Origin of the sequence: Barnesiella sp. ET7 (assembly GCF_024733785.1) — a bacterium.
Lineage (GTDB): Bacteria > Bacteroidota > Bacteroidia > Bacteroidales > Barnesiellaceae > Barnesiella > Barnesiella merdigallinarum.
The window spans coordinates 121,860-134,449 of record NZ_JANRHM010000009.1 but is presented as its reverse complement, the minus strand read 5'-3'; the positions used below and the strand labels follow the sequence as shown (position 1 = coordinate 134,449).

Annotated in this window: 8 protein-coding genes and 1 tRNA gene; 3 read left to right on the top strand and 6 right to left on the bottom strand. The window is 54.3% G+C overall.

Annotated elements, in window-relative coordinates; genetic code table 11:
- Positions 1 to 129: 129 nt before the first annotated feature.
- Together NW211_RS07745 and NW211_RS07740 are read right to left on the bottom strand one after the other, a co-directional pair.
- A tRNA-Ser gene (locus NW211_RS07745) sits at positions 130 to 216 on the bottom strand.
- Between the two features lie 89 nt (positions 217 to 305).
- Positions 306 to 785, bottom strand: coding sequence for a CYTH domain-containing protein (locus NW211_RS07740; protein ID WP_258327482.1), 480 nt, complete (start codon positions 783 to 785; stop codon positions 306 to 308).
- Positions 786 to 998: 213 nt separating this feature from the next.
- Here NW211_RS07740 and NW211_RS07735 point away from each other — a divergent pair, with 213 nt between their 5' ends.
- On the top strand, positions 999 to 3,545 hold the full coding sequence (locus tag NW211_RS07735; RefSeq protein ID WP_258327481.1) for a DUF5686 and carboxypeptidase regulatory-like domain-containing protein: 2,547 nt from the start codon (positions 999 to 1,001) through the stop codon (positions 3,543 to 3,545).
- A gap of 306 nt (positions 3,546 to 3,851) precedes the next feature.
- On the opposite strand, the gene NW211_RS07730 is transcribed toward NW211_RS07735, so the two are convergent.
- Positions 3,852 to 5,936 carry a M3 family metallopeptidase gene (locus NW211_RS07730; RefSeq protein WP_258327480.1) on the bottom strand — a complete coding sequence of 695 codons (2,085 nt, stop codon included), beginning with the start codon at positions 5,934 to 5,936 and terminating at the stop codon, positions 3,852 to 3,854.
- A gap of 170 nt (positions 5,937 to 6,106) precedes the next feature.
- Here NW211_RS07730 and NW211_RS07725 point away from each other — a divergent pair, with 170 nt between their 5' ends.
- On the top strand, positions 6,107 to 7,939 hold the full coding sequence (locus NW211_RS07725; RefSeq protein WP_087407303.1) for an LTA synthase family protein: 1,833 nt from the start codon (positions 6,107 to 6,109) through the stop codon (positions 7,937 to 7,939).
- Between the two features lie 12 nt (positions 7,940 to 7,951).
- Entirely contained in the window at positions 7,952 to 8,452 is a 501-nt protein-coding gene (locus NW211_RS07720) for a GNAT family N-acetyltransferase (protein WP_087407304.1), read from the top strand.
- Positions 8,453 to 8,526: 74 nt separating this feature from the next.
- On the opposite strand, the gene NW211_RS07715 is transcribed toward NW211_RS07720, so the two are convergent.
- The 3 genes from NW211_RS07715 to NW211_RS07705 form a co-directional block, all read right to left on the bottom strand.
- Entirely contained in the window at positions 8,527 to 10,731 is a 2,205-nt protein-coding gene (locus tag NW211_RS07715) for a S8 family peptidase (RefSeq protein ID WP_258327479.1), read from the bottom strand.
- Positions 10,732 to 10,773: 42 nt separating this feature from the next.
- Entirely contained in the window at positions 10,774 to 11,223 is a 450-nt protein-coding gene (locus tag NW211_RS07710; protein ID WP_143240865.1) for a hypothetical protein, read from the bottom strand.
- 155 nt (positions 11,224 to 11,378) lie between these two features.
- The gene (locus NW211_RS07705) at positions 11,379 to 12,491 is read right to left on the bottom strand and encodes a TlpA disulfide reductase family protein (RefSeq protein ID WP_258327478.1); all 1,113 of its coding nucleotides are present in this window, start codon (positions 12,489 to 12,491) and stop codon (positions 11,379 to 11,381) included.
- Positions 12,492 to 12,590 lie beyond the last annotated feature (99 nt).

The window sequence follows — 12,590 nt, the reverse complement described above, 5'->3', positions numbered from 1 at the left end:
GTTTCGTGAAGTTTATGTCTGAATTTATGGATTTCTCGAGAGGGGGGACCGTTGTCTTCTTGGGGTATCCATCTGAAAAAGGGGTATAAAAAAAGAGCAAATCAACCTGCGCGATTTGCTCTTTTTCTGCGGAAAGAGAGGGATTCGAACCCTCGGTACCCGTAAGGGTACAACGGTTTTCGAGACCGTCCCGATCGACCACTCCGGCATCTTTCCAATGGTCTGTCGTTTTTGACGGGGGCAAAGGTACGGAAAAGATTCGATATGCAATGGCTTTAATTGTAAAAAAAAGCTAAATGCGGAAATTATTCTTTCTCCTCCCAGTTTTTATAGGGATTTGGGGCCAGGCAAGAGTTGTAGTAACGCGGGTCGCCGGTCACTTCGCGGCCGATGAACGGGGGCAACTGTACCGCTTCCGACTCCGATTGCAATTCAACTTCGGCCACAATCAGCCCTTCGTTGTCGCCCATAAATTCGTCAATCTCCCATGTGTGCCCGGCATAGGGGTAGAGGTACCGCCTCTTTTCGATGAGGCCCGACTGGCACAACGAGTCGAGCATTCGGGTAGCGTCGGCTACGGGTATGGGGTATTCGTACTCCTGCCGGGAGCAGCCGGTGGTGGTACCCTTGATGGTGATGAAGGCCTGGTCGCCGGCGATGCGTATGCGCACGGTGGCCGCAGGGGCTGCCGACAGGTATCCCTGTTTGTAGTAGGTGCAGCGGGTGGCTTGGGCGCGATACGAGGTATCGGTCACCCGATATTTGCGTTCGATCTCTATATTCATGAATTAACAAAAATAAATAGTGAACCGAATATAATACATTTATTTGGTTTAAGAGATGGAATAAAGATGCGGGCATTATTAAACATTGTTAAACCCGTGAACTGTTGGAGATAAAAGCCCGGTGAGCGGCAGTTTTTTTGTACTTTTGTCACCCGGATATTCGAGTGAATCGAATGGTGGTACCGGTTACTTTGTACAGTATTTGAGACTTTTATGGCAAAAAAGATATATGTGGTATTGGCCCTTTGCTTGTTGTGTGTAGGGCTTCCTGTTTCGGTTAAGGCACAACAGACGACGGTGGTGAAGGGAATCGTAAGGGACTCTATAACCCATGAACCCATATCCTATGCTTCGGTTTTTTTTGTGGGAAGTGACAAAGGTGTCATGACCGATGATGATGGCAAATTTGCTGTGGCCGTGCGCGATAACTTCCTGAATGTGCGTATTGCTACGCTGGGTTACCGTGAGAAGACGGTTTTCGTCAAGAAGGGTGCCGAGAACAATCTGGAGGTCGATTTGGTGCCGTCGGACTATACGCTGCAGGAGGTGGTGGTAAAGCCCAAGAAGGAGAAGTACAGCAAGAAGAATAACCCTGCGGTAGAGTTTGTCAAGAAGCTGATTGAGCGGCGCGACGTGGGCGACCCCAAGCGTCACGACTTTTTCAATTACGAGAAATACGAGAAGATGACTTTTGCCCTCAACGACTTTTCGGAGGAGCAAAAGAAGAAGTGGCTTTTCAAGAAATTCCAGTTTATATTCGACTATGTAGATACGTCGGAGGTGTCGGGAAAGCCTATCCTGACGGTTTCGATCAAGGAGAAGATTGCCGAGAACTACTACCGCCGTAGCCCCGAGACCGAGAAGTCGATTGTGACGGGTATCAAGCGGGCCGGTATCGACGAGATATTCAACGAGGAGAGCGTGCAGATGCTGTGCGACGACCTGTTCCGCGAAATCGATATTTTCAGAAACGACATCACGCTGCTGAACAACCGGTTTGTGAGCCCGTTGTCGAGCATTGGTACTTCGTTTTACAAATACTATCTGCTCGATACCATTCCCGTAGACGGGGTGCGTTGCATCGACCTAGGGTTTGTGCCCTTCAACTCCGAGTCGTTCGGATTCACGGGCCACATCTATGTGCCCGAGGGCGACTCGACCTATTTCATCAAGAAGGTGAAGCTGAACGTCCCCCGCGACATCAACCTCAACTATGTGGAGAACATGTACCTCGAGCAGGATTACAAGCAGCTGGACGACGGAACCCGCATCAAGACAAAGGACGATGCCATCATCGAGTTCAAGGTGATGCCGGCCACGCAGGGACTGTATGCCCGGCGTATGACTACATACGACAAGTTTTCGTTTACGCCGCCCGACGACCTGTCGGTCTACGACTTCGAGGGGCGCGAGCGGGTCGAGGTCGATGCGCAGGCCAAGCCCGAGGAGTTCTGGATCGATAACCGCCATGTGCCGGTGAAGAAGAAGGAGGGGGCGGTCGACAAGCTCCTGGCCCGGTTGCGCGAGGTGCCTGCCTTTTACTATACCGAGAAGGTGTTGGGTATACTCATAGCCGGGTATATCGAGACCAGCGAGGAGAGCAAGTTCGACTTCGGTCCCATGAATACCACCATCAGTGCCAACGAGGTGGAAGGGGCCCGTTTCAGAGTAGGCGGTGTCACTACCGCACAGCTCAATCCGCACTGGTTTGCCCGCGGATACGTGGCCTATGGTACGAAGGACGAGAAGATGAAATATTCGGGCGAGGTGGAATATTCGTTCAACAAGAAGAAGTTCCACTCGCGGGAGTTCCCCATCCACTCCATCAAGCTGAACCACACCTACGACATCGACCAGTTGGGACAGCAGTACATGTATACCAACAAGGATAATGTATTCCTCTCGCTCAAGCGCAAGTCGGACAACAAGGCTACCTATCTGCGCAAGACCGAGCTCTCGTACCTGCAGGAGCGCAAGGGCGGTTTTTCGTTCGGGTTGGGTATCCGCAACGAGATTCAGCAGATGGCAACCGACCGCATCGCCTTTATCGACGGTTTCGGTAACGAGACAAAAGATTACATGCAGACCTATTTCGATGTGAAGTTGCGGTTTGCCCCCAACGAGAAGTTCTACCAGACCCGCAGCAACCGCTATCCCATCAACCTCGACGCCCCGGTGCTCACCCTCTCGCACAGCTTTGCCTTCAAGGATGTGCTGGGCAGCCGCTACTCCTACAACCGCACCGAGTTCGGTATCCAGAAACGGTTCTGGTTCTCGGCCTTCGGCTACTTCGACGGTATCGTCAAGGCCGGCAAGGTGTGGGACAAGGTGCCTTTCCCCATGCTGTTGCTCCCCAACGCCAACCTCTCGTACACGATACAACCCGAGTCGTATGCCTTGATGAATGCTCTCGAATTTATCAACGACCAGTACGTGTCGTGGGATTTCACCTACAACGCCAACGGTGCTCTGTTCAACCGCATTCCGCTGCTCAAGTACATGAAGCTGCGCGAGGTCTTCTCGTTCCGAGGTCTCTACGGTTCGCTCAGCAAGAAGAACAACCCGCTCTACAATCAAGACCTCTTCGTATTCCCCAAGGGCAGTACCGAGATGGACAAGATGCCCTACATGGAGTGCGGCGTGGGTCTCGACAACATCTTTACCATCTTGCGGGTCGATTACGTGTGGCGGTTGACCTATCGCGACAGCCCCAACGTGAGCAAGAGCGGCGTGCGCATTTCGCTCCACTTCTCGTTCTAAACCGGGAGTCGCCGGGGGTACAGAAGGATATTTCGATTATCTCAAATCTATACGAAAGGGCTGCTTTGCCGTGAGCAAGGCGGCCCTTGTTGGTATCTCCTTTTACTACTTCTGTGTCGACTGGATTCCGAGTCGTATCGTGGGATAATCGACTTTATGGCGCCTATGCATTCGGTGTGAGTAGTCCAGCGGGGGGGGGAGGCAGTTGGCATCAATCCCTTGGCCGAACAAGGGTCTGATACAGGTAAAAAAATAACGGAGCCCGCAGTGTGGCGGACTCCGTCATGTGATGCGTGAGGAGCGATATTACTTGATAATGCCGTCACGACGCATAAGGGCCTCGATGGTAGGTTCGCTGCCTTTGAAGCGTTTGTAGAGGGTCATGGGGTTTTCGGTACCGCCGCGTTTCAGGATGTTGTCGCGGAACGAAGCTGCGGTAGCCGGGTCGAAGATACCGTGGGCCTTGAACACGGCAAAGGCATCGGCGTCGAGCACCTCGGCCCATTTGTATCCGTAGTATCCGGCAGCATAACCGCCCGAGAAGATGTGACCGAATTGAGGAGCGATGAGGGTTCCCTCCACGTCGGGCAACACGAGGGTTTTGGCGATGGCCTGTTTCTCGAAGGCTACAGCGTCGTCGACAGGAGCTTCGATGGTGTGGTAGGCCATGTCGAGGAAGCCGAAGGTGAGCTGACGTACGCACAGGTAGGCGGCCAGGTATTGGCTCGACTCCTTGATTTTCTCAACCAGTTCGACCGGCATCTTTTCGCCTGTCTTGTAGTGAACGGCAAAACTGTCGAGGAACTCTTTCTCGGCGAGGAAGTTCTCGTTGAACTGTGAGGGCAGCTCTACGAAGTCGCGGTATACGTTGGTACCCGAGAGGGTCGAGTAGGTAACGTCGGAGAGCAGGCCGTGCAGGGCGTGGCCAAACTCGTGCAGGAAGGTCTCCACCTCGTCGTAGGTGAGCAGGGCGGGAGCATCGGCCGTGGGGCGCGAGAAGTTCATCACGATCGTTACCTGCGGACGGCTGTCGGTTCCGTCTTCCTCTTTCCATTGCCCTTTGAATTCGGTCATCCAGGCACCGGCACGTTTGGTCTCGCGGGGGAAGAAGTCGGTGTAGATTACACCCACATAGTTACCGTCGTTGTCGGTTACCTCGAAAGCCTCGACCTCGGGGTGGTATACGGGGATTTTGGGATTTTTCGTGAAGTGCAGGCCGTAGAGGCGGGTAGCCAGACCGAATACTCCCTTGATGGTGTTGTTCACCTCGAAGTAGGGGCGCAGCATCTCGTCGTTGAGGTCGTATTTGATGTGCTTGAGTTGCTCGGAATAGTAGCTGAAGTCCCAGGGCATGAGCGTCATGTCTTTGCCCTCTTTACCAATGGCGAAACCCTGAATCTCTTTCACCTCTTGCAGGGCGGCCGGCTTGTAGGCGTCGAGCAGTTGGTTCAGCAGATTGTACACGTTGGCGCTGTTGCCGGCCATGGTGGTTTGCAGGTTGTATTCGGCGAAGTTGGGTTTACCGAAGAGCTTGGCAATCTCGAGGCGTACCTCGGCGATACGTTTCAGGATGGGGATGTTGTTGTATTCGCCCGATTGGTTGCGCGTGTTGTAGGCGCGATAGAGTTTCTCGCGCAGGTCGCGACGCGACGAATATTTCATAAAGGCGCTGTAACTGGGGTAGGAGAGGTTGACCATGTAACCCTCTTTGCCTTTGCTCTTGGCCAGAGCGGCAGCAGCGTCGCGGGCGCTTTGGGGCAGACCTTCGAGCTCATCCTCGGTGAGCATCATCGAGAAGAGGTTGGTATCCTTCAATACGTTCTGTCCGAAGTCGAGGGTGAGTTGGCTCAACTCCGACGAGAGTTTGCGGTATTTTTCGCGGTCTTCGCCTTGCAATTCGGCTCCGCTCAGGGCAAACGACTCGTAGGTCTCCTTGAGCAGCATCTGTTGCTCGGGGGTGAGGTCGAGCTGGTCGCGACGGTCATACACGAACTTGATGCGTTCGAAGAGCTTCTCGTTCAGGCTGATGTTGTTGCTGTGCTCCGACAGCATGGGTTGTACGCGTTGCGAGATTTCCATCATCTCGTCGTTGCCCTCGGCGCTCAATACGGCAAAAAAGACGTTGGCCACGCGGTTGAGCATACGGCCGCTGCGGTCGAGTGCCTCGATGGTGTTCTCGAATGTGGGGGTCGAGCGCTGGTTCACGATGGCGTCGATCTCCTTTTGATTCTCTTCAATGGCTTTCTTGAAAGCCGGTTCGTAGTGCGACAGTTTTATCTTGTCGAACGGAACTGTTTGATGGGGCGTCTTGTAGGGCCCGAAAAAGGGGTTAGCAGCTTGTGCCATGATTGCAAAAACAGTTAAGGCTGATAATAATAAAATTTTTTTCATTACTACTGTGTTAGGTGATACAAATGGTAATTGTAACAAAGTTCACGATTTATAATCATTCTAACTAATCTTCGACCCTTAATAAATATTAAACAAATCGTTTCACCGGTTTAATTTCGCCCCGAAGGCCATTTTTATATTAGCTTTGCAGCTTATAAACAGTGCCGAATATGAAACGACGATTCTATTTTTTGGTGTGGATATATTGCTGGTTTCTCATCATGTTTGCCGTGCAAAAGCCCCTCTTCATGCTGTATCATTGGAATCTTTACGGCGACGAGCCTCTGTCGCAGTGGCTGGCGGTGATATGGCACGGCCGGGGACTCGACGCCTCGATGGCTGCCTATATTACGGCTTTGCCGGCTCTGCTCACTGCCGTTACCGTCTATTTGCGGGGCGCGTGGTGGAAACCGGTGTTCCGGGCCTACTTCGTGCTGATAGCCGCAGTGGTCTCGGCCATCACCTTGAGCGATGCGGTGCTCTACAGCTTCTGGGGATTCCGCATCGATGCTACGCCGCTCTTCTATTTGGCCTCGCCGGCCGATGCCGTGGCCAGTATCCCGGTGTGGCAAACGGTGGTGATTCTGCTTCTTATCGTGGCCTATGCCGCGCTGCTCGTGTGGCCGTTGTGGCGCTGGTCGGGTAGGGAGGCCCAATGGGAGAAACCCCGTCGTCCACACCTTTCGTTTGCGGTCTTGCTGTTGCTCACGGCGTCGTTGTTCATCCCCATACGAGGCGGCTTCACGGTCTCGACCATGAATGTGGGCAAGGCCTATTTCAGCGAGCGTATGGAGTTGAACCATGCCGCCATCAACCCGGTATTCAGTCTGATGTCGTCGCTCTCCAAGTCGGAGGATTTCTCGACACAATACCGTTTCTTCGAACCGGCCGAGGCCGATGCTCTGTTCGCACCGTTGCGGGGTGGCGGACCGTCGGTATTCCCGGCCGACTCGGCTCAATGGGTCGAGCCCGGTGCCAACGTGGTGCTGGTGGTGCTCGAGAGTTTCTCGGGAGCGGCCATGGAGAGCCTGGGCGGTCTGTCGGGGGTGATGCCCAATCTCGAGCAGATTGCCTCGGAGGGTATCCTCTTCACCCACTGCTATGCCAACAGTTTCCGTACCGACCGGGGGCTCACCTCGATTTTGAGCGGCTACCCGGCCCAGCCTACGGCCTCGATTATGAAATATCCCGCCAAGTCGCAATCGCTCCCGGCCATCTCCAAGTCGTTGCGCAATGAGGGGTACGACACCCAGTTTATCTATGGCGGCGATGCCGACTTTACCAACATGCGCTCCTACTTCATCTCGATGGGCATGAACCGTATCGTGTGCGATAGCGACTTCCCGCTGAGCCAGCGGCTGAGCAAATGGGGCGTACCCGACCATGTGACGTTCGACGAGCTCTATCGTCTCATAGCCGAGCAGCCGGCCGATAAACCCTTTATGAAGATGTTTCTCACCCTCAGCAGCCACGAGCCGTTCGATGTGCCCATGCACCGCCTCGAGGACAAGTATCTGAACTCGGTCGCCTATACCGACAGTTGCCTCGGTGCGTTTGTATCGCGACTCAAGCAGCTCCCCGTGTGGAAGAACACCCTGCTGGTGTTCGTGGCCGATCACGCCTTCCGTTACCCCTACAACGTGCAGAATCACGACATCGACTATCACCACATACCGCTGGTGTGGGCCGGTGGAGCCGTACGCTCGCCGCGGGTAGTCGACGACTACATGTCGCAGATTGACCTGGCGGCTACGTTGCTGGCCCAGTTACATATCCCTTACGACGACTTTACCTTCAGCAAGAATCTGGCCGACCCCACGCGGGAGCGTTTTGCCTACTATACCTTCCCCGACGGGTTCGGATATGTCGACCGCGATGGCGCTGCCGTCTACGACTGTGCCGCACAGTCGGTGCTCGTCGAGCAGAACGACAGCAACGCCTTACGGTTGAAGCGGGGGAAAGCCTATTTGCAAAAACTCTACGACGACTTGGCTTCGCGATAAAACCGACACGAAATGGAAATAAGACCCACGACAATCGACGATTTGGAACAGGTGATGCCCGTGTTTGAGCAGGCCAAACGGTTCATGCGGCAGCACGGAAACCTCCACCAATGGACGGGTGGCTACCCCTCGCGCGAAATCATCCAGGCCGATATGGAGGCTGCCAGCAGCTTCGTCTGCCTCGACGACGAGGGGGCGATTGTGGGAACCTTCTGTTTCCGCTACGGTGTGGCGCCCGAGCCCACCTATGCCACCATCTACGACGGGGCCTGGCTCAACGACAAGCCCTACGGCGTGATACACCGCATCGCCTCGGCCGGTCGGGTGGGCGGTATCTTTGCCGCGGCTCTGGATTACTGTTGGGGCCATGTCGACAATATCCGCATCGATACCCATCGCGACAACCGGGTGATGCAGGAGTTGCTCGTGCGCCACGGCTTCAGCCGGTGCGGCATCATCTATCTGGCCAACGGCGACGAGCGCATCGCCTTTCAGCGGGAATTTCTTCGATAGCTTGTAATAAAAAAAGAGAGGGGGCGGAATTTTTTCCGCCCCCTCTCTGTATGGGTGAGACCTGTCGGTTGTGGTTACTTGACGGTCAGTTTGGTCGTGATTTGGTTCTTCTCGCCGGTAATGCGCATGAGGTAGATACCCGGGGCAATACCGTTCAGCGATACGGCCCTCTGTTCGCCGGCCACGACATCGCCAGCATAAAGGTTGAGCACCTGGGCACCGTTGAGCGAGTAGAGGGCTACGGTTACCTGCTGGTCGTCGCTGGGCAACATGAAGTAGCAGCTCTCTGCAGCCGGGTTGGGATAGACCATCGAGCGGGTAGGAGCTCCGGTCTCTTCAATACCCGAGAGTTCGTTGAGGCAATAGACCAGACCGTTGTAGGCATCGATTTTGCCATAACCCCACTGGTTGTTGCCTACACCGGCAATGCTGCCCGTGTAGCTGTCGGTCTTGGCCGATTTGGCGAATACCTCGCGCACCTGCTCGGGGGTGAGGGTAGGCCGGGCCTGCAACCAGGTGGCCAATACGCCCGTTACTACCGGTGCAGCCATCGAGGTGCCCTCCATCGAACCGTAGTAATAATTGGTACCGTTTACGTTGTATTGGCCTACCACGGTTGCGTAATAGTCGCTGCGGCTGGTGCTGCAGGTCGAACTGTTATACGACGATACGATCATTGTACCCGGTGCGGCTATATCGGGTTTCATACGGCCGTCGGCCGTCGGTCCGTGGCTCGAGAAGGTGGCCAGTTGGTCTACCGTCTGGTAGGATTGGTTGTACATCGAGCTGTTTCTGTGTTCGATATAGTTGCTGCTGGTGTAGGCACCTACCGAGATGATTCGTGAGCCTGTTCCACCGATTTCGCCCATGCTGGAGTCGTTGTCGCCGTTGGTAAATCCGCTTATCCCGAAGTTGGAGAACGCGGTATACGGCGTGTTGGTCCAGGCATTGACGGTACACTCTTCGGTTGCCGATACCTCGAAGCCCACATGGTAATAGCTGCTCACCGGGATTACGTTCATATCGATTGTAATGTTGCCCTTCTGGTTATTGGGGTCGGTAGCCGTGGCGATATAGACTTCGCCATAGGTACCGGTGGGGCTGGATATCCGTTTGCTGGTGCTGGTCGCTGTCGAAAATTCGCTGGAGGTATAGACCTCTTTCTGGTTGCGGGTATCGTAAACGATTACTTTGACCGATAAGGTCTTGTTGGCATCGCCCCAAATGTCGACGGTCGTATTTTGATTCTGTCCCAGGTCGACCAGCGTCTTCAGTGAAGAGTCGTCGGTGGTCAGCGTCTTTTTTACGTGTATGTTGGTCTCGGCTTCGTTGCCGGCGGCACCTACCAGCAAGCGGCCTTCGCCTTGCAGCGAGTCGCAGATGCGGTCGAAGGTCGAGGTTCCGTCGTGTGGCCCGATGTGGTATCCGAGGCTCATGTTGATGACGCAGGGTTTACCCACCGATTCGGCATAGTCGTAGATGTACTTGATACCGTCGCTGATGCTCGTGTTGCTGCTGCTGGTATCGTAGAGGTTGTAGCTTACAAACACCAGGTCGGCGTCGGGAGCCACGCCGTAGTATTCGTTACTGTGGTAGGCTCCGGCTGCGATACCGGCCACGTGGGTGGCGTGGCAGTCGGTCATATCCTGTTTGGCCGATACAATCGACTCGGAGGTCGTATATTCCCGACCGTAGTAGTAACCCGAGGGAGGCGTACCCGTAGCGTTTTGGTTCCATACCCTCTTCACGCGCAGGTTTTCTCCGGCCGTATCGTAGAAGTTGATGTGGTTGTATTGGAAACCGCCGTCGATGATACCCACCACGACATCTTTACCCGTGTAGGCCTGGGTGAGGCCCGTACCGGCGTGCAGGGCGTCGACATTGGCGAAGGCGGCGCTGCGTACCGTGTTCATGAGTTTATGTACCGGACGTCCGATCTCGATATACTCGACCGACGGCAGTTGCGATACCGCCTCGAGGTTGTCGGCCGGAATGCGTACCGAGAGGATGGTACCGTATTGGGCATTGACGGTTACACCGTTGTCGGCCAGGCCTTCGAGGTCGTTTTCATCGTTAAGGTGGAGGAATGCCGAGACGATGGTCTGGCTATTCTCCTGGTCTACGGCATAGGTCGATTTCAGTTTGGCGCGTTGCATCGTAGGGGTCGATTCGTAACTGCGCAGAAAATTTTGAGTCGATGGCGACATCTTCTCTTCAGCGGTTGCGCCAAATTGACAGGCAAGCGCTAAGAGATAAACTGATAGTAATACTTTTTTCATCGATTTAGTTATTAAAACAATAGATAATTCGTAAAGGTTTAGTTATCGGGGACGTGCAGGCGACGATGCCTCGATATAGGTAATGCCCGGCAGGGTAACGAAGCGGGTAAGGCTTCGCAAGGGTACGGCAAAACTGTACATCGTCTCGTTGTACTTCACGCAATAGCCGCCCAGTTGGGTGAGGGCGTCGGCATCGAATTCGGCATCGGCGTGCAGAAATCCGGTGGCGAGGTATTGGCCGTTCTGGTTGCGCAGGGAGAAGCGTTGTGTCAGCAACGACGAGGGGGTATAGTCGTCGATAGTCTTGCCCGATTGTGCGAGGTCGGCTTGCCAGGCTTCCCAAAACATACGGAACGATGCAGATACGGGTAACTCCTGCGGCAGGGTGTAGTCGGTCGTCACGACCGTGTTTTCAGTCTTCGACATATTCTTGTTGGTGTGGCATCCTGCCAGGGCGATGATTGCCATCGCTGTGCATATAAATCTCCACATGGTGATAAATTTTTTATCATTAGGCGGGCAAATATAGAAATTTTTTTCTCTTCCTATTATTTTTACAACAAAAATATTATCACTTGTAAATTTTTATACACAGAATAGTAGCTATTTGGCAGGGCTGATAAGGGAAAAAGAACCAAATTTTACATTTATTGCCGTTTTAGCCGGGAGGCCAGCAGAGCATTCAGCTCCTCTTCCGAGGGGTTATTGGCCACGATGGTGCCGTCGGGGGCGATGAGGACGAAGTGGGGGATGCCTTGAATCACATACGACAGGATGGCGTCGGAGTCCCACCCCTTGGGGTCGCCCAGTTGCGGCCACGTCATCTGGTTTTCGCGCACATAGGTGAGCCAGGCTTCGCGATCGGTATCGAGCGAGATGCTCACTATCGAGAGTTGTCCGTTGCCGTATCGGCTGTACAACTGTTTCAGATAGGGAGTCTGTCGCTGGCAGGGCGGACACCACGAGGCCCAGAAGTCGAGCAGCACATACCGGCCGTGCCCTACGTATTGCGAGAGCGAGGCCATTGTTCCCTCGGGCGTTTGCAGGGTCAGGTCGGTGTAGGGCATGTCGGGGGCCACGTTTTTCAGGCGCGAGAGCATGTGCGACAGCTTCTGGATGGCCGGATTCTTTTTGAACGAGGTGGCGGCATTGGCGATGAGGCTACGTTGCTCGTCGGGCGAGAAGAGAAAGCTGTTTTGCAGAAACAGGTAGACCGAGGTCACGTTGTCGGTATTGGCCGCGATGTATTTGCGGGTCAGCCGTTCGAGCCCCTGCTGCTCTTTTTCGAAAGCCTGTTTCAGGGTGTTGAAGGTGCTGTCGGTGAGTTGTCCGGCGAGATAGTCCTTCAGGTAAAGTCGGGTAATCTCCTGTATGTGGCTGTCGAAGGTCTGACGTTGCTCCTCGTAGACTTGCAGCCGGTCGTTGAGCGGAGTGCCCGACAGGTGGGTGACCGAGTCGAATGTCACCTCGATGGTGCCGGGTTCGAGGGCGAGCAGCAGCGGGGGATATTGTGACGCCCGCTCGTCGCGGGGTACCAGTATGGCAATAGCCGGTTCTGTCTGGTCTCCTTCGAACGTAAAGGCGCCGTTTCGGACTACGGCGCTGTCGATGATTTCGAATTGTTGTCCGGTCAGCTTTTGCAGAAAGAGCGTAGTTCCGTCGGGGAGCAGTTGGGTGTGTCCCTCTATTTCGTATTTCCCGTTGCAGTTGGCCAGGCTTACCCCGATGGCGATATATCCGATCAGTCGTACTAATTTCATGGTCGTTTCATATTTCCGTTTATCTATAAACAGAAGATAATCAACAAGGTTTAGCCGACGTCGGGGATTAACAATTATCGGTCAGGCTCGACTTCTGCG

What these genes read in the sequence shown, in the direction of transcription:
- NW211_RS07740 (WP_258327482.1), bottom strand. Translation starts at nt 785, where the DNA reads ATGAATATAGAGATCGAACGCAAATATCGGGTGACCGATACCTCGTAT.
- NW211_RS07730 (WP_258327480.1), bottom strand. Translation starts at nt 5,936, where the DNA reads ATGAAAAAAATTTTATTATTATCAGCCTTAACTGTTTTTGCAATCATG.
- NW211_RS07705 (WP_258327478.1), bottom strand. Translation starts at nt 12,491, where the DNA reads ATGAAATTAGTACGACTGATCGGATATATCGCCATCGGGGTAAGCCTG.
- NW211_RS07715 (WP_258327479.1), bottom strand. Translation starts at nt 10,731, where the DNA reads ATGAAAAAAGTATTACTATCAGTTTATCTCTTAGCGCTTGCCTGTCAA.
- NW211_RS07710 (WP_143240865.1), bottom strand. Translation starts at nt 11,223, where the DNA reads ATGTGGAGATTTATATGCACAGCGATGGCAATCATCGCCCTGGCAGGA.
- NW211_RS07720 (WP_087407304.1), top strand. Translation starts at nt 7,952, where the DNA reads ATGGAAATAAGACCCACGACAATCGACGATTTGGAACAGGTGATGCCC.
- NW211_RS07725 (WP_087407303.1), top strand. Translation starts at nt 6,107, where the DNA reads ATGAAACGACGATTCTATTTTTTGGTGTGGATATATTGCTGGTTTCTC.
- NW211_RS07735 (WP_258327481.1), top strand. Translation starts at nt 999, where the DNA reads ATGGCAAAAAAGATATATGTGGTATTGGCCCTTTGCTTGTTGTGTGTA.